The 19003-nt window shown below is 75.1% G+C and carries 20 protein-coding genes; 6 read left to right on the forward strand and 14 right to left on the reverse strand.

Annotated features, from left to right (window positions below):
* Nucleotides 1–6 precede the first annotated feature (6 nt).
* From ATL51_RS09310 to ATL51_RS09320, 3 genes are all read right to left on the reverse strand, one after another.
* A complete protein-coding gene (locus tag ATL51_RS09310; protein WP_073577443.1) occupies nt 7–552 on the reverse strand; it encodes a hypothetical protein in 546 nt (181 codons plus the stop codon).
* A gap of 44 nt (nt 553–596) precedes the next feature.
* Nucleotides 597–1088: a DUF3145 domain-containing protein gene (locus ATL51_RS09315; RefSeq protein ID WP_073577442.1), complete on the reverse strand. Its 492-nt coding sequence runs from the start codon at nt 1086–1088 to the stop codon at nt 597–599.
* 225 nt (nt 1089–1313) lie between these two features.
* The gene (locus ATL51_RS09320; protein WP_100878361.1) at nt 1314–2390 is read right to left on the reverse strand and encodes an MBL fold metallo-hydrolase; all 1077 of its coding nucleotides are present in this window, start codon (nt 2388–2390) and stop codon (nt 1314–1316) included.
* Between the two features lie 230 nt (nt 2391–2620).
* On the opposite strand from ATL51_RS09320, the gene ATL51_RS09325 reads away from it, so the two are divergent.
* The 3 genes from ATL51_RS09325 to ATL51_RS28100 are packed head-to-tail and all read left to right on the forward strand — an operon-like array spanning nt 2621 to nt 3884.
* Complete coding sequence (locus tag ATL51_RS09325) at nt 2621–2833, forward strand: helix-turn-helix domain-containing protein (protein WP_020623051.1); 213 nt, start codon at nt 2621–2623, stop codon at nt 2831–2833.
* Between the two features lie 14 nt (nt 2834–2847).
* Nucleotides 2848–3600: a methyltransferase domain-containing protein gene (locus tag ATL51_RS09330; RefSeq protein WP_100878362.1), complete on the forward strand. Its 753-nt coding sequence runs from the start codon at nt 2848–2850 to the stop codon at nt 3598–3600.
* A 47-nt stretch (nt 3601–3647) separates the two neighbouring features.
* Nucleotides 3648–3884 (forward strand): hypothetical protein, encoded by a 237-nt coding sequence (locus tag ATL51_RS28100; protein WP_073577439.1) that lies wholly within the window; start codon nt 3648–3650, stop codon nt 3882–3884.
* Between the two features lie 4 nt (nt 3885–3888).
* Here the strand turns inward: ATL51_RS28100 and ATL51_RS09335 are convergent, their stop codons facing one another.
* Nucleotides 3889–4359, reverse strand: coding sequence for an NUDIX domain-containing protein (locus ATL51_RS09335; protein WP_100878363.1), 471 nt, complete (start codon nt 4357–4359; stop codon nt 3889–3891).
* 77 nt (nt 4360–4436) lie between these two features.
* Here ATL51_RS09335 and ATL51_RS09340 point away from each other — a divergent pair, with 77 nt between their 5' ends.
* Nucleotides 4437–5444, forward strand: a complete 1008-nt coding sequence (locus tag ATL51_RS09340; protein WP_100878364.1) for an alpha/beta fold hydrolase — start codon at nt 4437–4439, stop codon at nt 5442–5444.
* Between the two features lie 13 nt (nt 5445–5457).
* Here the strand turns inward: ATL51_RS09340 and ATL51_RS09345 are convergent, their stop codons facing one another.
* From ATL51_RS09345 to ATL51_RS28105, 5 genes are all read right to left on the reverse strand, one after another.
* Nucleotides 5458–6099 carry a hypothetical protein gene (locus ATL51_RS09345; RefSeq protein ID WP_100878365.1) on the reverse strand — a complete coding sequence of 214 codons (642 nt, stop codon included), beginning with the start codon at nt 6097–6099 and terminating at the stop codon, nt 5458–5460.
* An 80-nt stretch (nt 6100–6179) separates the two neighbouring features.
* Nucleotides 6180–9041, reverse strand: coding sequence for a vitamin B12-dependent ribonucleotide reductase (locus ATL51_RS09350; protein ID WP_073577435.1), 2862 nt, complete (start codon nt 9039–9041; stop codon nt 6180–6182).
* A 94-nt stretch (nt 9042–9135) separates the two neighbouring features.
* Nucleotides 9136–9627: a transcriptional regulator NrdR gene (gene nrdR / locus ATL51_RS09355; RefSeq protein WP_073577434.1), complete on the reverse strand. Its 492-nt coding sequence runs from the start codon at nt 9625–9627 to the stop codon at nt 9136–9138.
* A 518-nt stretch (nt 9628–10145) separates the two neighbouring features.
* Nucleotides 10146–10826 carry a hypothetical protein gene (locus ATL51_RS09360; protein WP_100878366.1) on the reverse strand — a complete coding sequence of 227 codons (681 nt, stop codon included), beginning with the start codon at nt 10824–10826 and terminating at the stop codon, nt 10146–10148.
* Nucleotides 10827–10990: 164 nt separating this feature from the next.
* Nucleotides 10991–11221, reverse strand: a complete 231-nt coding sequence (locus ATL51_RS28105) for a hypothetical protein (protein ID WP_157818293.1) — start codon at nt 11219–11221, stop codon at nt 10991–10993.
* 229 nt (nt 11222–11450) lie between these two features.
* Between ATL51_RS28105 and lexA the strand changes: the two genes are divergently transcribed.
* Nucleotides 11451–12209: a transcriptional repressor LexA gene (gene lexA, locus ATL51_RS09370; RefSeq protein ID WP_100878368.1), complete on the forward strand. Its 759-nt coding sequence runs from the start codon at nt 11451–11453 to the stop codon at nt 12207–12209.
* 30 nt (nt 12210–12239) lie between these two features.
* On the opposite strand, the gene ATL51_RS09375 is transcribed toward lexA, so the two are convergent.
* From ATL51_RS09375 to ATL51_RS09395, 5 genes are read right to left on the reverse strand one after another with little or no spacing between them, the layout of a single operon-like run.
* On the reverse strand, nt 12240–13304 hold the full coding sequence (locus tag ATL51_RS09375) for a hypothetical protein (protein WP_100878369.1): 1065 nt from the start codon (nt 13302–13304) through the stop codon (nt 12240–12242).
* A gap of 35 nt (nt 13305–13339) precedes the next feature.
* On the reverse strand, nt 13340–14830 hold the full coding sequence (gene hflX, locus ATL51_RS09380) for a GTPase HflX (RefSeq protein ID WP_100878370.1): 1491 nt from the start codon (nt 14828–14830) through the stop codon (nt 13340–13342).
* A gap of 54 nt (nt 14831–14884) precedes the next feature.
* Nucleotides 14885–15754 (reverse strand): diaminopimelate epimerase, encoded by an 870-nt coding sequence (gene dapF / locus ATL51_RS09385; RefSeq protein ID WP_208622958.1) that lies wholly within the window; start codon nt 15752–15754, stop codon nt 14885–14887.
* Nucleotides 15751–16695, reverse strand: a complete 945-nt coding sequence (miaA, locus tag ATL51_RS09390) for a tRNA (adenosine(37)-N6)-dimethylallyltransferase MiaA (protein WP_073577482.1) — start codon at nt 16693–16695, stop codon at nt 15751–15753. Before miaA ends, dapF begins: the two co-directional genes overlap by 4 nt.
* Nucleotides 16692–17393 carry a class III extradiol ring-cleavage dioxygenase family protein gene (locus ATL51_RS09395; RefSeq protein WP_073577429.1) on the reverse strand — a complete coding sequence of 234 codons (702 nt, stop codon included), beginning with the start codon at nt 17391–17393 and terminating at the stop codon, nt 16692–16694. Before ATL51_RS09395 ends, miaA begins: the two co-directional genes overlap by 4 nt.
* 373 nt (nt 17394–17766) lie before the next feature.
* On the opposite strand from ATL51_RS09395, the gene ATL51_RS09400 reads away from it, so the two are divergent.
* Nucleotides 17767–19002, forward strand: coding sequence for a DUF349 domain-containing protein (locus ATL51_RS09400; RefSeq protein ID WP_217266932.1), 1236 nt, complete (start codon nt 17767–17769; stop codon nt 19000–19002).
* Nucleotide 19003 lies beyond the last annotated feature (1 nt).

Consider the following 19003-nt stretch of genomic DNA (forward strand, 5'->3'; position numbering starts at 1 on the left):
ACCCGCTCAGCAGGGGGCGCGCAGGATCCCGTCGGGGTTGCCGACGTCCATCCGCGGCGGCGAGCCCGCCATCGGGAAGGCGATCTGCCAGCAGATCCGGCCGACGTGCAGGCCGGGCGGGCCGTCGTTCGGGTCCTGGACGCTGATGAAGCGCACCAGGGCGAGTACAGCGCCGCCGGTCGCGGAGTCGATCCGATCGATGCGGATGGTGCCGTCGGTGGTGGAGCCGATCCCCTCCAGCCACGTCTCGCGGGGCTGCCGGTCGGCGGTCTCGGGGTTCACCACGCGGGCCCAGGTCGCGTGGTCGCGGCCGTTGACGGCGTTGAAGTAGAGCTGCACCTGCTGCATCACCAGCTGGGCGGCCGGATGCTCGGCCGCGCCCGCGCTGATGGTCACCTCGCTGCTGCCCGCGCCGCTGTCGGGCACGGTCTGCGGTGCGGAGGCGGGGGCGACGCCGGAACGGGTCGTCCCGGACACCGTCCACGCGACACCGCCGACGGCCACGAGCGCCACCAGCAGGACGCCGACCGTGATCGCGGCCCGGCCGTTCATTCCTCGCCCCCCATGGGACGACAGTCTGCCCGGCCCGGCTCGGCTCAGCCGACCCGGTGGGTCAGCAGTGTCACCGCCGCGCCGTCGCCGGCGAAGCGGAAGGACTCCAGCTCGTCGTCCCAGGCCGTGCCCAGCAGCTGGTCGAGGCGCCGGGACAGCCCGGCGCCGCCGTGCTCGGCCATGACCGTGCGCAGCTGGTCCTCGGGCAACACGACGTCACCGTTGGCGCTGGTGCGCCCGCGCCACATGCCGAGGCCGGGGACGTGCATGAACCGCTCCCCGTCCACGCCGGGGCTCGGTTCCTCGGTCACCTCGAACCGCAGCATCGACCAGGCCCTCAGCGCCCCCGCGAGAGCCCCACCGCTACCGGCGGGACCGCTCCAGGTGCACTCGGCCCGCATCTGACCGGACGCCACCGGCTGCGCGGACCACTCGAGGGAGACCCGCGTTCCGAGAACGCCCGAGAGCGCCCACTCGACGTGCGGACAGACCGCAGTCGGCGACGAGTGGACGAACACCACTCCGCGTGTGCTCACTGCCAACCTCCGCTGTCGTCGACGAGGATCGTCTTCCCCTACGTCCTCGGCGCAGCGCGGCCGGTGCTCGGACCCGCGGTACTGATGTGCTGGATGTGGGTGTGGTGACCTCCGTGGCGTGAGTGGCCTTCAGTGGCCTCACTCTGCCCGATTCCGCTCCGGGGAGCCACCCCGACACGACGACCGGGTGAACGGCGCCCGGCGTGTCGCGGCCCGGCGCGCGGGTCAGGCGGTGTAGGTGGCGACGGCGACCCCGGTGGCGGCGTCGGGAACCTCGGCCCGGCGCAGCTCGCCGAGGTCGGCGAGCACGTCGAGGTGCGCCCCGGTCTCCAGGACCGCGAGGGTCCGGTTGAACAGGTCCATGTCCTCCAGCCGGTGTTCCCGCCGGGTCCAGCGCAGGACCCGGGCGACGGCGTCGGCCGTCGGGTGGCCCGCGGCGACGGCGTCGCGGCACTGGGCGAGCCGGACGTCATGGTGGGCCAGCAGCTCGTCGGTGCGGGCGTGCGCGCTGCCGCCCACCGGGCCGTGTGCGGGAAGCAGGGTCGCGTCCGGCCGGGACCGGACCAGGCGCAGCGAGTCGAGGAACTGCCCGAGCGGGCTCGCCACCGGCGACGGCTGCAGGCCGATCGACGGGGTGATCCGGGGCAGCACGTGGTCGCCGGCGAACAGCAGCTCGTGGGCCTCGTCGGCGAACACGAGGTGCCCGCGGGTGTGCCCCGGAGTCTCCACGGCGGTCAGCGTGCGGGTACCCGCCGGGTCGGCGACGGCGATGGCGGCACGGTCGGCGATCCACTCGTCCGGGGCCTCCCACTCCTCGGGGAGCGGACGCGGCCACGGCCCGGCCCGGCCGAGCTCGTCGACCAGGCCGGCGGCACCGGCACGCAGCAGCCGGGTCCGATCGGGCTCGCCCTGCGGGCGGTCGGGATCGGTGATGATCTCCAGGTTGGGCCGCTCCCCCGCGCCGAGCAGCACGCGGGTGCCGTACTCGCGGCGCAGCACCGCGGCCAGGGTGTAGTGGTCCCGGTGGGCGTGGGTGACCAGGAAGCGACGGACGTCGCCGAAACCGGAGCCCAGCGCGGCCAGCGCCTTGCCGAGCAGGTCGCGGGCCTCGTCGATCGCCCAGCCGGAGTCGATCAGGGTCCAGCCGGTGTCGTCGGCGAGCGCGTAGACGTTCACGGCTCGCAGCCCGTCCTGGGGCAGCGGCAACGGGATCCGGTAGACGCCGGGGGCACTGCGGAACACGCCCGGCGCGGTCCAGTCGCCGTCCGGGTCGTCATCGGTCACGGTGGGAGCGGCGGTCACCTCCCGACGATAGATGACCGTGCACGCGCGTCCGGGCCCGCGGCACCCTCCACGGGGTCACATCATCACTCCGCGTGTCCGGACGACCACCGAGAGCCGACAGTTTCCGGACAGTCCACCCGAGGGTGGGACACGTTCGCACCGGGAGGGTGGTCCGATCCGCGCTACCGTCCCTGCGTTCGGTGATCAGAGGTCGACCTGGGGGCGGGTCGGCGAAGGAGGGGCGCAGCATGGCGGCAGGGATCCCGGAGCAACGGTCCGGGCAGGACGCGCCGTTCCTCACCGTGGCGGAGGTGGCGGACCGGATGCGGGTCTCCCGGATGACGGTGTACCGGCTGGTGCACTCCGGGGAGCTGCCCGCGGTGCGCTTCGGACGCTCGTTCCGCGTACCACCCGAGTCGGTGGAGGCGTTGATCGAGTCGGCGCGCTACACCGGCGGGTGAGACACGGAACCGGAATGCTGCCGGTCGACGCCGCGAGCGCGCGGCGGGTCGCGGACACCTACGACACCGCCGAGGCGCGCACCGAACGGGAGCGGACCCTGGAGCTGCTGGATCCGCGGGCCGGTGAGCAGATCCTGGTCGTCGGGACCGGGCCGGGACAGCTGCTCGACGAGGTCGCGCGGGCAGTCGGTCCGGGCGCCACGGGTGTCGACCCGGACCCGGTGATGGTGACGCTGGCGCGACGCCGGTGCGGCACCCGGGCCGTCGTCACGCAGCGCGCGCTGGCCGGTCCGGGCTCGCTGCCCGGCGGGCCGTACGACGCGGTGGCCTGTCTGCAGGTGCTCGAGTTCCTCGAGGACCTGCCGGCGGCCGTCGCCGAGCTGTACCGGGTCCTGCGCCCGGGCGGGCGGCTGCTGGTCCTGGACACGGACTGGACCTCGCTCCACTGGCCCGGGCCCGGGCAGGACCGGCACCGCCGCATCCGCGACGCATGGTGCACCACGGTGCCGCGGTCGCGGCTGCCCTACGAGCTGGGCCCGCTGCTGCAGCGCGCCGGGTTCGACGGGGAGTGGACGCGCCGGATGCCGATGCGCGGGCCGGCCTCCACCGGCTACGGCGCCGCGCTGCGGGAGATGGTCGCCGACGCCGCGCCGGGCCGGTGCGGGCTCACCCGGGCCGACGTCGACGCGTGGGCGTCGGGCGTCGCGTCCTGCGGCGACGAGCCGTTCTCGGTGGACCGCTGGTTCCTGGGTGCCGTCCGGCCCTGAACCGGCGGGCGTGGCGCGCGGGGAGCCGGTCGGGCAGCATCGCGGCCGTGGGCTCCCCGTCGTCGCAGACACCGATCACCGCGCGGGTGAGGATCGGGCAGCAGCCCGACTTCGTCCGCCTGTTCCAGACGCTGCCCCGGGCCGGCGAGTGGGTCAACTTCGCCCCGCCCGGCCGGCGGCGCGACGACTATGAGGTCGACTGGGTGCTGCACTGGGCGGTCGACCCCGACGACACCGACAGCCCGGACGTCACCATCGAGATCCAGCTCGTCGACCCGGAGTAGTCCGCTACCGGAAGCCGTGGCTGCGGACCGCGGCGACGCCGCCGTCGCGCAGGTCCTCGAGCACCGCGCGTTCGTGCGGGACCGTGTCGGCGGGCAGGTCGGCGAGGGCGAACCAGTCCAGGCCCGCGGTCTTCCCGTCCTCGGCGCGACGTGGCTCGCCGGCCCAGCGTCGGCAGGTGAAGAAGAAGTCGACGCGTTCGTCGACCGGGTTCCCGTTGCGCTGGGTGCGGTGCACCGCGGTCAGCGGGACGAGGTCGGCGGGATCGACGGTGATGCCGAGCTCCTCGTGGGCCTCGCGCACCGCGGCGGCCGCCGCGTCCTCGCCCGCCTCGACGTGCCCGGCCGCGGCGGCGGCCCAGTGGCCGTCCATGAACCCGGTGCCCGCCCGCAGCTGGAGCAGCACCTCGGTGCGTTCACCGGTGCCGCGCAGCAGCAGGACGTAGGACGCCGGGACGACCCGGTAGCGCTCGCTCACGCCGTCGACCCTAGGTGCCGTACCGCCGTTCGCCGACGGCAACACCGGGGTAACCCGGCGGTCCTACCGTCGGGCGGATGGCGGCCCCCACCTCGCGCCCGGCACCGGTCGGCGACCGGCTCGGCGTCGTGCCGCCGCGGGACTCGGAGCTGCGGTTCCGCACCGTGCACGGCTACCGGCGGGCGTTCCGGGTGGCCGGCTCCGGGCCTGCGGTCGTGCTCGTGCACGGCATCGGCGACAGCTCGGCGACGTGGGAGGCGGTGTTCCCCGCACTGGCCCGGCGGCATCTGGTGATCGCCCCGGACCTGCTCGGGCACGGGCACTCGGACAAGCCGCGCGCCGACTACTCCGTCGCCGCCTACGCCAACGGGGTCCGCGACCTGCTCGGAGTCCTCGGGGTGCCCCGCGCGACGCTGGTGGGGCACTCGCTCGGCGGCGGCGTCGCCATGCAGTTCGCCTACCAGTACCCCGAACGCACCGAGCGTCTCGTGCTGGTCGGCACCGGCGGCGCGGGGCCGGAGGTCACGCCGCTGCTGCGCGCGGTGAGCCTGCCCGGCGCGCACGCGGTGCTGGCGGCCTCGCAGCTGCCGCTGCTGCGGTGGCAGCTCGGGTGGGCCCTGGACGCACTGCGCCTGGTCGGGGCCGACCTCGGCCGCGACGCCGCCGACCTGCTCCGGCTGGTCGACGCGCTGCCCGACGCGACGTCGCGGACGGCGTTCATCCGGACGCTGCGCGCCGTCGTCGACTGGCGCGGGCAGGTGGTGACCATGCTCGATCGCTGCTACCTGACCCGCGGGATGCCGACCATGCTCGTGTGGGGCGCCCGGGACGCCGTCGTGCCGCTGGCGCACGCCCGCACCGCGCACGCCGCGATGCCGGGCAGCAGGCTGGAGGTCTTCGACGACGCCGGGCACTTCCCGCACCACAGCGACCCGGCCCGGTTCGTCGGGGTGCTGGAGGAGTTCCTGGGGTCCACCGACCCGGCGCGGTGGAGCCCGGAGCAGTGGCGTCAGCTGCTGCGCTGCCCCGCGCCTCCGCCCGCCGGCGTCGCCGGGACGCGGCCGGGACCGGTGTCGGCGACCTGACCGAAGCCCGGGGTCAGAAGACGAACCCCAGCCAGGTGCCGGCACAGCCGTGGCAGGCGCCGTGCGTCGTCGCGGCGCGGTGCACCGGGCGCAGGCAGATCACGCAGTGGGTGAGCCGGCGCCGGGCCCGGCGCAGCAGACCGTCGCGCACCTGGCGGACGGCGAGCCCGGCGTCGCCGTCCGGGTCGTCGCAGCCGGGCAGGACGGGTACCTCCACCGCGTCCGCCGGGTCCAGCACCGGGAGGCGGCCGTCCCATCGTGGTTCCGGGCGGGCCAGCAGCACCGGACCCGCCGGGGCGAACCCGAGCATCAGCTGCGGCGGCTCCCCGGCGACGAACCAGGCCACCGGGTCCGGCGTCGCGCCGGGCGGGAGGAGCCCCGCCGAGCGCAGGTCGGCGTCGGTCCAGCCGCCGCGACGCAGGTCGGCCGGGGTCAGCCCGAAGTGCCGCAACCCGTCGGCGGGCAGGTCGAGCTCGCGCAGCTCCGCCGGGGACGGGACGCCGACGTAGACGGTCCCGCGCTCCCCCGCAGGCTCCGCGACGGGCCCGGTGTCGTGGCCGTCCGCGGCGCGCCACGGGGCGGCGACGAGTACGGCGAGCACCCGCACGTCGACGCCGAGGCGCCCGGCCACCTCCGCGGTGCGGTCCTCGGTCACATGGTCCCCGATCCCTGCCTCCACCACACGCGCCGGGGCGGCTCCGGTGTCGGAGCCGCCCCGGTGTGGTGCGGTGTCGCTCAGCTGCAGCCGCTGGTGGAGCCGCAGCCCTCGCAGAGGTAGCAGGACCCGGCGGGGCGCATCTTCGTCCCGCAGGTCATGCACAGCGGAGCGTCGGCGGCCTTGCCCAGACGCAGCTCGAGCAGCTCGGTGGAGCTGCCGACCTCGACCGGCGCCGGATCGACACCGGTCTCCTTGCGCTCCTCGGTCGTCGGCACGGAGGAGCGGAACTCCTCCATGTCGAGCTTCTCGCCGGTGCCGTAGTCGTTCTCGACCTGGGCGGACCGCTCGTCGGAGGAGAAGATGCCCAGCTGGGCGCGCTTCTCGTACGGCAGGTGGTCCAGCGCCAGACGGCGGAACAGGTAGTCCAGCACCGAGGTCGCGATCCGCACGTCCGGGTCGTCGGTCATCCCGGCAGGCTCGAAGCGCAGGTTGGAGAACTTCGAGACGTAGAACTCCAGCGGGATGCCGTACTGCAGACCCACCGAGATCGACATCGAGAAGGCGTCCATCACGCCGGCCAGGGTCGAGCCCTGCTTGCCGAGCTTGACGAAGATCTCGCCGAGGCCGTCGTCGGGGTAGCTGCCGGCGGTGAGGTAGCCCTCGGCGCCACCGACGGTGAACGACACGGTCTCGCTGGGCCGCTTCTTCGGCAGACGCTTGCGGACCGGTCGCTGCTCGACGACGACGTGCTTCTCCGGCTCGGCGTCGGCCTTCGTGTCGCCGCCCTTGCCCGCGGACAGCGGCTGGCCGACCTTGCAGTTGTCGCGGTAGATCGCCAGGGCCTTGAGGCCGAGGCGCCACCCCTCGAGGTAGATCCGCTCGACGTCCTCGACGCTCGCCCGCTCGGGCATGTTGACCGTCTTGGAGATGGCACCGGACAGGAACGGCTGCGCGGCGGCCATCATGCGGACGTGGCCCATCGGGGCGATCGTCCGGTCGCCCATGGCGCAGTCGAACACCTCGTAGTGCTCGGGCTTCATGCCCGGGGCGTCGACCACGTGGCCGTGCTCGGCGACGTACTCGACGATCGCCTCGGCCTGCTCGGCCTGGTAGCCGAGGTTGTCCAGGGCGCGGCGCACCGACTGGTTGACGATCTGCATGGAGCCGCCGCCGACCAGCTTCTTGAACTTGACCAGCGCCAGGTCCGGCTCGATGCCGGTGGTGTCGCAGTCCATCATCAGGCCGATCGTGCCGGTCGGGGCCAGCACGGACGCCTGCGCGTTGCGCCAGCCGTTGACCTGCCCGATGTCCTGGCACTGCTTCCAGACCTCGGTGGCGAGCTTCTGCACCGGGGTGCTGGAGGCGAAGGTGCGGATGCGGTCGTTCTCCGCGGCGTGCTTGCGGATGACGCGCTGGTGGGACTCGGCGTTGCGGGCGTAGCCCTCGTACGGGCCGACGACACCGGCGAGCTCGGCGGAGCGCTTGTACGCGGCACCGGTCATCAGCGAGGTGATGGACCCGGCGAGCGCCCGGCCGCCCTCGGAGTCGTAGGCGTGGCCGGTGGCCATGAGCAGCGCGCCGAGGTTGGCGTAGCCGATGCCCAGCTGGCGGAACCTGCGCGTGGTGTCGGCGATCGGCTCGGTCGGGAAGTCCGCGAAGCAGATCGAGATGTCCATCGCGGTGATGATCAGCTCGACGGCCTTGGCGAAGGTCCGGGCGTCGAACCGGTCGTCGGAGTCGAGGAACTTCAGCAGGTTCAGCGACGCCAGGTTGCAGCTGGAGTTGTCCAGGTGCATGTACTCCGAGCACGGGTTCGACGCGCTGATGCGCCCCGACTCCGGAGTGGTGTGCCAGTCGTTGATCGTGCCGTCGTACTGGATGCCGGGGTCGGCGCAGTTCCAGGCCGCCTCGGCGATGCCGCGGAACAACTTGCGGGCGTCGACGCGCTCGATGACCTCACCGGTCATGCGGGCACGCAGACCGAAGTCGGTGCCCCCCTCGACGGCGCGCATGAACTCGTCGGTGACGCGGACGGAGTTGTTGGCGTTCTGGTACTGCACCGAGGTGATGTCGGAGCCGCCCAGGTCCATGTCGAAGCCGGCGTCGCGCAGGACGCGGACCTTGGCCTCCTCCTTGGCCTTGGTCTCGACGAACTCCTCGATGTCGGGGTGGTCGACGTCGAGGACGACCATCTTCGCCGCGCGCCGCGTGGCGCCGCCGGACTTGATGGTGCCCGCGGAGGCGTCGGCACCGCGCATGAACGAGACCGGGCCCGAGGCGGTGCCGCCGGAGGACAGCAACTCCTTCGACGAGCGGATGCGCGAGAGGTTCAGGCCGGCACCGGAGCCGCCCTTGAAGATCAGGCCCTCCTCGCGGTACCAGTTCAGGATCGACTCCATGGTGTCGTCGACCGAGAGGATGAAACAGGCGCTGACCTGCTGCGGGCTGGCGGTCCCGACGTTGAACCACACCGGTGAGTTGAAACTGAACACCTGGTGGATCAGCATCCAGGTCAGCTCGTGGTCGAAGATCTCGGCGTCGCCGTCGGTGGCGAAGTAGCCGTGCTCGAGACCGGCCCGCTTGTAGGTGCCGACGACCCGCTCGACGAGCTGCTTGAGGCTGGACTCGCGGGTGTCCGAGCCCACCGCGCCGCGGAAGTACTTGCTGGTGACGATGTTGGTGGCGTTGACCGACCAGCTGCGCGGGAACTCGACGCCGCGCTGCTCGAAGTTGACGGTGCCGTCGCGCCAGTTCGTCATGACGACGTCGCGGCGCTCCCACTCCACCTCCTCGTAGGGGTGGACCCCTTCGGTGGTGAAGACACGCTGCACGGTCAGGCCGGGCGCGCGCTTGGCGCCGGTCTTCCCGCGGCCACGCGACGGCTTGGCCGCCGCGCTGTCACCGGTGTCTGTCGTCGGGCCCCCGACGGTCTCGGTCATGAACTGCCTCCGCACATCCGACGCTTCTCCGCCCGCACGCTGGGGTGCGCGGACGGCTCTCTTCCCGGTACGACCGGCGACGACGACGCGCCGCTCAGCCGCCCGGGTGGTGACCGGCCTCGTCGTCGGCTGCTTCCCCGGCAGCCGCCGAACGCAGGTCGGCGATCTCCTTCTCGAAGTCCTCGATGGAGGAGAAGGACCGATAGACACTCGCGAACCGCAGGTACGCGACCTCGTCGAGCTCACGCAGCGGCCCGAGGATCGCCAGCCCGACCTCGTGGCTGGGAAGCTCCGCCGCCCCGCGCGCCCGCACCGTCTCCTCGACCCGGTGGGCGAGCTGTTGCAGGTCGTCCTCGTCGACCGGCCGGCCCTGGCACGCCCGCCGAACCCCGCCGACGACCTTCTGCCGACTGAAGGGCTCGGTCACCCCGCTGCGCTTGACGACGGCGAGCACGGCCTCCTCGACCGTGGTGAACCGTCGTCCGCACGAGGTGCAGGACCGGCGCCGGCGGGTACAGGTCCCGTCGTCGGCGGTCCGGGAGTCGATCACGCGGGAGTCCGGGTGTCGGCAGAACGGGCAGCGCATGGACGCTCACACCCCTCTTCCGTGACGTTCCGGAAACTCTCCGCAGCGATCCGTCCCCCCAAGCTGTGGCGGAACGACACCAATGTAACCCCTACATCTAGGGGTACGCCATCCCGGGCCCGGTGCCACGCCGAGCTTCGCCCGATCGGGATCCGAGCCTCGCACACCACGTTCCGCGACCGGTCCGTCGCCGACGATCATGGAGCGGGGCATCGGCGCTGGTGGCGTGGAGAAACGTCGCGGGCAGCGCCGCCCGTCGCGCCGGAGGGACCGCGACCGGCGGCCACCCGATGCGGGGACACGCCCTGCGGACGCGCCCGGCGGCACGTCGCCGACTCCCCCGGCGACATCCCGGCGACCACGTCCGACACCCGCGAACCACCCCCGTGCACGCCGTCACCCGATGCGCCGCCGACACCGCGTCCGGCGCTCCGCACCGTCACCACCTCGGGCCACCCGCAGCGCACAGCCGTGCGCACCACGGGGTGCGGCGTCGCGCTGCGCGGCGCCGGCCGACGTCAGCGCACGGCGCCGATCGACGGCACGGCCGCCGCGGGGGCGTTCCAGCCCGCCGCCGCGTCGCCCAGCAGCCCGAGCGCCACCACCGCGGTCGTCGCGCACAGCAGGGCCGTGACCCCGGCGAGGAACCGCTCCAGGCGCCCGCCGGCGCGGCTGCGGGCCGGGCGCGGCCGCGCCGGGACCAGGCAGCGCCGGGACGGCGGACGGACGGTACGCGGTGCCGGCACGGCCACCGACCGAGGACGGGGCGGCGCCACGGCCGGCGCGGGCCGCGTCAGGGTCGGTGCGGGCCGCGTCAGGGTCGCCGTCGCACTCGGGGCCGGGTCCGCGGTGGTGCAGCGGGGCGTCCGGACCGCGAGATTCGGACCGCCGGCGGGACCGGACACCGGGACACCGGCCCCTCGGGCACCGGACGCCGGAGCGCGCCGGGAACGGGCGGCGGGATGACGGGCCACCGACTCGGCCAGTGCGCGCTCGTGCGCCCCGTGGGCCGCCCACCGGTGGGCCGCGCGCGCGGCGGCCGACGGGCCGGCACCGGCCACACCGGCGAGACCGTCGGCGGCCCGCACCCGCTCCCGGGCGGCGCGCCGGGCGCGCGAGGTGGGGGTGCCGGGCGCCGGGGCGCCGGTCAGGCAGCCGACCGCGCCGTGGTCGCGGATCCGCTCGTCGAGCTCTCGCATGGTTCCTCCTGCCGTCGGACCGCCCGTCCCCCGGGCGGGTCTCGTCTCCCCCGCTCCCGACCGGCCCTTCCCCGAGCCCGGTCGAACGGGCGTACGAGCGGTGTAGCACCCGACACCGACAACGACCGCGTTCCCGCAGGTCCTCCCCCGTGCCGGGGACGTTCTCAGCGTGGCGCGCCGGCCGCGGGCGGCCCGGCCGGGCCGTGGGTGGCGACCGCGACGTCGGCGAGCACCCCGAGCGCGACGACCGCGGCCGCCGAGGCGAGCAGGACACCCGATGCGCCCACCGCACGGCGCACGACGCCCGGCGCCCGACCGGGCCGCACCCCGTCGGTCGTGGTGCGCACCGCGACCCGCCCGATGACCGTCACGTCCCCGATGACCGCCGAACCCACGATCGCCACCCCCGCTGCCGTTCCCGCTGCCGGTCGCCCCCGCGCGGCCGGACGGCGACGCGGACCGCGTCCGATCGAACTCGTGTTCGATCGAACGCCTGTGCGATGTTGTACCACCGCGGCCCGACGGAATCCACGACACGCCCCGGGCGACTTCGAACGCATGTTTGGCGAACGGGATCGTGGCGGCTAGGGTCGTCGCCGTAAGTACCCCGAGGAGGCGAATGCGATGGCAGCGGACGACACCGGACACGGTGGTCCCGGCGTGACCGGCACCGCCGCGGACCGGGGATCCGCGAAGGTCCGGGAGTTCCCCGACCCCGCGGCCGACACCCGCGGCCTGACCCCGCGGCAGAAGAAGGTCCTGGCCGTCATCCGGGACTGGGTGGACCGGTACGGCTACCCGCCCAGCGTCCGAGAGATCGGTGACGCGGTGGGCCTCACGTCCACCTCGTCGGTGCACCACCAGCTCCGCACCCTGGAGCGCAAGGGCTTCCTCCGGCGCGACCCGAACCGCACCCGCGCGGTCGACGTCCGCAGCCCGGAGCAGATCGCCGGTACCGACGGGCCGGACTCCGACACCGACACCGCCGATCTGCGTTCCGCGCGGCCGGCGCCGGCGTTCGTGCCGCTCATCGGCGACATCGCCGCCGGTGGCCCGATCCTGGCCGAGCAGGCCGTGCAGGACGTGTTCCCGCTGCCGCGCGAGATCGTCGGCGAGGGCACGCTGTTCCTGCTCAACGTCAAGGGCGACTCGATGGTCGACGCCGCGATCACCGACGGCGACTGGGTCGTCGTGCGCCAGCAGCCGGTGGCCGAGCAGGGCGAGGTCGTGGCCGCGATGATCGACGGTGAGGCGACCGTGAAGACGTTCCGCCGCAAGGACGGGCACATCTGGCTGATGCCCGCGAACGACGCCTACGACCCGATCCCGGGTGACGACGCGTCGATCCTGGGCCGCGTCGTGGCGGTCCTGCGCCGCCTCTGACCGCCTCGGACGGCGCCCCGGGCCCCGCGATCAGCGGGACCGGCGGCGCCGTCCGTGCAGGGACATCGCGACGGCGCCGGCGATCAGCAGCGCCCCGAGCGCCGCGGCCCCGCCCGCGGCAGGCAGCCACGACGGGTACGTGCGGTACTCCGGCACCTCGGCGGGCTGAGGCACGACCGGTGCCTGCGGAACGGTCGCCGCGGTCACCGCGCCCGGGACGACCGTGATCGCCGCCGCGGTCAGGCTCCGCGCCTCGCTCCCGGAGTGCAGCGCGCCCCGGCCGTCCGGGGCGACCGCCTCGCCCTGGGCCTCTCCCGGCAACGGCACCGGAAGCGGTGCCCCGTCCAGGGCCGCGACCAGCGCGTCGGCCGTCGCCGGTCCGCCGGCGGGCAGCGGGAACACCCAGGCGTCGGTGTAGGTCCGCAGCACGGCGGCGCGCCCGCCGTCGGCCCCGGCCGGCGAGACCCCGCCGCCGGTGACCGTGCGCGCCCCGGCGGCCCCGAGCGGCCCGCCGCCGGTGCCGGACCAGGGCAGCACGACCTGTGCCACCCGGCGCAGCTCCACCGGGTCCCCGCCGTCGTGCAGCGGCGCGGCGGGCCGGTAGACCCCGGCGGCCCCGGTGGTCTTGTCGACCAGCAGGGGCACGCCGTCGTCGCCGACCAGCAGTGCCTCGACGTCGCGCGGACCGTCGGGGTAGACGAGGTCGTGCACCCGTGGCGGCCCGGTCGGGGGCAGCACGACGAGCCGGACCGAGCCGCGCCGCGCCCCGTTGTCGCCGGTGTCGGCGAGCCACAGCTCCCCGCCCGGTCCGAGGCCGAGGTCCTCGACGTCGGTGACCGGGACGTCGGCCTGCCGGGTCCCGGTGACCGCACAGCCGACGGGGTCCAGGGTGAACGCCCGCGCGGTCCCGCCGCCGTCGACGATGGCGTGGTAGCGCTGCGGGGCGGCGCCGGGCGGGCCCTCGGCGACCAGCCCGGACAGCTCCGCCAGCCGCGGGTCGTCGATCGAGCAAGCCGGGATCGCCCCGGGCGGCGACGCGGCCGCACCCGTGAGCGCACCGGTCAGGCAGAGGACCGTGGCCAGGCGGCGAGCCACGATCCCGGGGCCCGGCCGCCCGGCCGGTGGGACGCTCAGTGGCCCGCCGCCGTCGCCGGCAGGTCGGTGCCGGCCCCCGTCGGGAGGGCCGAGCCCGCCACCGCGAACGGCAGCACCGCGGTGCCCAGCTCGGGCTTCACCCGCGCCCGGATCCGGGTGCCGTCGGCGGTGTGTTCCTCGGCGAGGATCTCGCCGTCGTCGTGCAGCCGCGCGACCAGCGCACCCTCGGTGTAGGGCAGCAGGAGGTCGACCTCGTACTCCGGGCGCGGCAGTCGCTCGGCGATGCGCTCCCGGAGCCGGCGGATCCCGTCACCGCTGTGCGCGGAGACGAACACCGCGTCCGGCTGGGCGTGCCGCAGCCGGGCCAGCGCGAGGTCACCGGCCGCATCGGTCTTGTTGATCACGAGCAGCTCGGGCGGCATCGTGTCGCCCGCAGCCTCACCGACCTCGACGAGCACCTGGCGGACCGCGGCGATCTGGTCGTCGGGCAGCGGGTCGGACCCGTCGACGACGTGCACCAGCAGGTCGGCCCGGGCTGCCTCCTCCAGCGTGGAGCGGAACGCCTCGACGAGTTGGTGCGGCAGGTGCCGCACGAACCCGACGGTGTCGGTGAGGGTGTACTCGTGCCCGTCGGGCGTCTGCGCCTTGCGGGTGGTCGGGTCCAGCGTCGCGAACAGCGCGTCCTGCACCAGCACGCCGGCGTCGGTGAGCTGGTTGAGCAGGCTCGACTTGCCCGCGTTGGTGTAGCCGACGATCGCGACCGACGGGATCTCGTTGCGGCGACGGCTGCCGCGCTGGGTCTCGCGGACCTGGCGCATCGCACCGATCTCGCGGCGCAGCTTCGACATGCGCGCGCGGATCCGGCGCCGGTCCAGCTCGATCTTCGTCTCACCGGGGCCACGGCCACCGATACCGACACCGCCCGCGGCGCGGCCACCGACCTGCCGGGACAGCGCCTCACCCCAGCCGCGCAGCCGCGGCAGCAGGTAGGACAGCTGCGCGAGCTCGACCTGGGCCTTGCCGTCCCGCGAACGGGCGTGCTGGGCGAAGATGTCGAGGATCAGCGCGGTCCGGTCGATGACCTTGACCTTGAGCCGCTCCTCCAGCTGGCGGAGCTGACCGGGTGACAGCTCGCCGTCGCAGATCACGGTGTCGGCGCCGGTGGCGCGGACGGTTCCGAGCAGCTCCTCGACCTTGCCGGAGCCGATGAACGTGGCCGGGTCCGGGCTGGAGCGGCGCTGGACGAGGCCGTCCATCACCTCGGAACCGGCGGTCTCGGCGAGGCGGGCCAGCTCGGTCATCGAGTTCTCGGCCTGCTCGGCCGTGCCCTCGGTCCAGACGCCGACGAGCACGACCCGCTCCAGCTGGAGCTTGCGGTACTCGACCTCGGTGATGTCGGTGAGCTCGGTGGACAGCCCGTGGATCCGGCGCAGCGACGTGCGCTCCTCCAGGTCGAGCTCGCCACCCGTCGGAACCGGGTTCGACGCGGAGGGGGTCACGGAGGGGTGCGTGTGGGCATCAGTCATCTTGACCCCATCCTCCCACGTCGCGGGGCCCGTGTCCGCCCGGATTCGCGACGCTCAGGCGGGCGCGTCCCACCACGCCCGGTCCAGCTCCCCGGACGCGAGCAGTACGGCCGGGCCGTGCAGCGTCGTGGGCCCGGTCCGTTCGTCGGTACCCGCCTCCACCGTCACCCGCAGCAGCCCGCCCGGGACGGTGACCTGCACGTCGCCGGCGGAGTGTCCGGCGTGCCGCAGCGCGGCGACGGCGGCGGCGACGGTCCCGGTGCCGCAGGAGCGGGTCTCCCCCACGCCGCGCTCGTGCACCCGCATCCGGATGCGGCCGCCGTCGGCGGGACCGTCCAGCGGGGTCAGGAACTCGACGTTCACCCCGTTCGGGAACAGCGCCGGGTCGAACGAGGGCGCACGGGTCAGGTCGAGGGTGGCCGGGTCGGCCGCGGTGACGCAGGCCAGGTGCGGGTTGCCGACGTCGAGGGCGATGCCGTCGAAACGCGCGCCGCCGCTGGTGGCGACCGACGCGGGGCCGACGCCGACCGTGCCGAGCCCGACCGAGACCCCGTCCGGCCCGACCGCGGTGTCGAGCACCCCGTTCCGGGTGCCGACCGGCCCGCCGGTGGCCCAGCCGCACTCGTGCAGGTAGCGGGCGAACACGCGCAGGCCGTTGCCGCACATCTCGGCGAGCGAGCCGTCGGCGTTGCGGTAGTCCATGAACCACTCGACGCCGTCGGCCGGCTCGCCGACGCCGGGCTCCCCGGCGAGCTCCGTCCAGCGCACGACCCGCAGCACCCCGTCCGCGCCGAGGCCGCGGCGGCGGTCGCACAGCGCGGCGACGCGAGCCGCGGTGAGGTCGAGCGCGGCGTCCGGGTCGGGCAGCACCACGAAGTCGTTCTGCGTGCCGTGCCCCTTGCTGAACGCGATACCGCCGGTCATGCCACCAGCCTACGAGCGAGCACCGCGCGCGCCGAGGCCACCAGGTCCGGGTCGGCGCCGTCGAGCCAGTGGATGCGGCGGTCGCGGCGGAACCAGGAGCGCTGGCGGCGCACGAACCGCCGGGTCGCCCGGACCGTCTCCTCCCGGACACCGGCGAGGTCGGGGTGGGCCGGGTCGCGGTCGAGGGCCTCGATCACCTGCCGGTAGCCCAGGGCGCGGGACGCGGTGCGGCCCTGCGCCAGCCCGTGGCGGAGCAGGGCGCGGGTCTCGTCGACCAGACCGCCGTCGAGCATCCGGTCCACCCGCAGCGCGACGCGCTCGTCGAGCTCGGCGACGTCGCGGTCCACGCCGAGCAGGACGGCGTCGTAGCGGGGGGTGCCCGCGCCGGGCAGCGTCGCCCGGAACGGCCTGCCGGTCAGCGCGATCACCTCGAGCGCGCGGACGATCCGCCGCCCGTTCGAGGGCAGCACCTGCTCCGCGGCGACCGGGTCGACCGCGGCGAGGCGGGCGTGCAGCGCGCCGGACCCGTCGCGTTCCAGCTCGGCCTCCAGCGCGGCGCGCAGCTCCGGGTCGGTGCCGGGGAACTCCAGCTCGTCCAGCACGGCCTGCACGTAGAGACCCGAGCCGCCGACGAGCACCGGCGTGCGTCCGGCGGCGCGCAGCTCCTCGACGACGGCGCGGGCCTCGCGCTGGTAGGCCGCGACCGAGGCGGTCTCGGTGACGTCGAGGACGTCGAGCTGGTGGTGGACGACGCCGCGCCGCTCGTGCGGGGTGAGCTTCGCGGTGCCGACGTCCATGCCGCGGTAGAGCTGCATCGCGTCGGCGTTGACGACCTCCCCGCCCAGCGCCAGTGCCAGCTCCAGCCCGAGGTCCGACTTGCCGGTCGCGGTCGGCCCGACCACGACCACGAGCGGCGGTGCCGTCGACGGAGGGGCGCTCACGCCGGTTCCCACAGCGCCACGTGGTAGGCGACGCCGTAGGGCATCGAGGTGTGCCGGTGCGCCGCCGTCCAGGCCCGCCCGCGCGCGGCACCCGCGAGGACCTGCCAGGGCGCGCGGCCGGACGCCCAGAGCGCGGCGGCGCCGTCCGGGTCGAGCCGGGCGAGCGCCTCGGGGTCACCGGCGTCGAACGCGGCGGCGACGACGGCGTCGAACGCCTCGGCGCGGCCGTCGAACCCGCCGGGGGCCTTCGCGGTGTGCTTGGCCGCGCCGTCACCGACGACGACCAGCCCGACCCCCTCGCCGGCGAGCTCCACGCCCAGCGCCAGGCAGTCGGCGACCGGGGTGTCCGGCGCGACGAGCTCGCCGCGCACCGACCCGGCCCCGGCCGGCGCCGCGGCCCAGGCCGCGACCAGCAGCGGGAGCGGGAGCTCCGCGCCCTCGTCGGGGCCGGCCGGGCCGGGCAGCGCGACGGGGACGTCGCGGCCGTAGCCGGCGAAGGTGCCGCGGGTACCCGGGGCGACGGTGCGCCGCCCGCCGGGGTCGGCGCCGACGACGACCCAGCGGTCCGCGGCCGCGGCCAGACCCGCCACGGCGGTGGCGACGGCCTCGCGCAGCCCCTCGGTCTCGACCGCCGCGTCGCCGCTCAGGGCGGGGACGAGGAGCGGGGGCTGGGGCAGGACGGCGATCGCGGCGGGCACGGGATCCGAGGGTAATCAGCGCTCCCCCGCCGCGACGCCCGTACCCGGCCGGAGGGCACGCGGTTCCCCCGAGGGCGGTGGACCTGCTTGAATCGCCGTTCCGGCCTCCGCACCGCGCGAGGGGCCCGGTGCGCGCACGGCCCCGGACGGACATCCGCACCGGGGCGCCCGCCCCCGCGGCGGGCCGAACGAGGAGGACCTACCGGTGTCCGAGACCCACGCGACCGACGCTGCAGGACAGGGTGCCGAGCCCACCCGGCCCACCCCGCCGAAGCCGGGGCCGCCCCGGCCCGGCCCGCGGCCCGGACCGCCGCCCGCCGCGCGCCCCGCGCCCACCCCGGCCGCGGTCGCACCGCCCGCGCCGCCCGCCGCGCTGCCGTCGCCGGTGCCCTCGGCGGCCGGTGACCCGGGCCGCTGGGGCCGCGCCGACGACGACGGGACCATCACCCTGGTCACCGCCGACGGCGAGCGGGTCGTCGGCTCCTACCAGGCCGGACCGCCCGCGGAGGGCCTGGAGCACTACGCGAAGCGGTTCGACGCGCTGGTCACCGAGACCGAGGTGCTCGCCGCGCGGATCGCCGGCGGCGGGGACGCGAAGGCGTCGCTGACCGCGCTCACCGCGCTGCGCGAGGGCCTCGGCGAGGCGCACGTGGTCGGGGACGTGCCCGCCCTGCGCGAACGGCTCGACGAGCTGGTCGGCCGGGCCGAGCAGGGCGTCAGCGCGGCGAAGGAGGAGCGCGAGCGCGCCCGGCACGACGCCGTCGCCCGCAAGGAGGCGCTCGCCGTCGAGGCCGAGAAGATGGCCGCGGACTCCACCCAGTGGAAGCAGGCCGGGGACCGGTTCAAGGCGATCCTCGACGAGTGGCGCAGCGTCCGCGGCGTCGACAAGAAGACCGACGAGCAGCTGTGGAAGCGCTTCTCGAAGGCCCGGGAGGCGTTCAACCGGCGGCGCGGCTCGCACTTCGCCGACCTCGACCGCCAGCGGGTCACCGCGAAGGCCCGCAAGGAGGAGCTCGTCGACCGGGCCGAGGCCCTGGCCGACTCCGACGAGTGGAACGCGACCGCGGCCGCCTATCGCGACCTGATGACCGAGTGGAAGGCCGCGGGCCGCGCCCACCGCGAGGCCGACGACGCGCTGTGGGCCCGCTTCCGCGGCGCGCAGGACCGCTTCTTCGCCCGCCGCGGGGAGTACTTCTCCGCCCGCGACACCGAGTTCGCCGAGAACGCCGAGGCGAAGCGGGCCTTGCTCGCCGAGGCCGAGACGATCGACCTGTCCGACCCGGACGGCGCACGGGCCCGGCTGCGCGAGGTCCAGGAGCGCTGGGAGGCCATCGGCAAGGTCCCGCGCGAGGAGATCCGCACCCTGGAGGGGCGGCTGCGCGGGATCGAGGACAAGGTCGCCGCCGCCGCGGACGCGCAGTGGCGCCGCACCGACCCCGAGGCCCAGGCCCGCGTGGAGCAGTTCCGGGTGCGGGTCGAGCAGTTCGAGGCGCAGGCGGAGAAGGCCGAGGCGGCCGGTGACGGCAGGCGCGCCGAGCAGGCCCGTGCGCAGGCGGCGCAGTGGCGGGAGTGGCTGACCGCCGCCGAACAGGCGGTCGACGAGCGGTAGG

This window comes from Pseudonocardia alni, assembly GCF_002813375.1.
Lineage (GTDB): Bacteria > Actinomycetota > Actinomycetes > Mycobacteriales > Pseudonocardiaceae > Pseudonocardia > Pseudonocardia alni.

Coding starts and splice junctions, on each gene's coding strand:
- ATL51_RS09360 (WP_100878366.1), bottom strand. CDS start 10,826: ATGCGAGAGCTCGACGAGCGGATCCGCGACCACGGCGCGGTCGGCTGC.
- lexA (WP_100878368.1), top strand. CDS start 11,451: ATGGCAGCGGACGACACCGGACACGGTGGTCCCGGCGTGACCGGCACC.
- nrdR (WP_073577434.1), bottom strand. CDS start 9,627: ATGCGCTGCCCGTTCTGCCGACACCCGGACTCCCGCGTGATCGACTCC.
- ATL51_RS09325 (WP_020623051.1), top strand. CDS start 2,621: ATGGCGGCAGGGATCCCGGAGCAACGGTCCGGGCAGGACGCGCCGTTC.
- ATL51_RS09350 (WP_073577435.1), bottom strand. CDS start 9,041: ATGACCGAGACCGTCGGGGGCCCGACGACAGACACCGGTGACAGCGCG.
- ATL51_RS09330 (WP_100878362.1), top strand. CDS start 2,848: ATGCTGCCGGTCGACGCCGCGAGCGCGCGGCGGGTCGCGGACACCTAC.
- hflX (WP_100878370.1), bottom strand. CDS start 14,830: ATGACTGATGCCCACACGCACCCCTCCGTGACCCCCTCCGCGTCGAAC.
- dapF (WP_208622958.1), bottom strand. CDS start 15,754: ATGACCGGCGGTATCGCGTTCAGCAAGGGGCACGGCACGCAGAACGAC.
- ATL51_RS09310 (WP_073577443.1), bottom strand. CDS start 552: ATGAACGGCCGGGCCGCGATCACGGTCGGCGTCCTGCTGGTGGCGCTC.
- ATL51_RS09340 (WP_100878364.1), top strand. CDS start 4,437: ATGGCGGCCCCCACCTCGCGCCCGGCACCGGTCGGCGACCGGCTCGGC.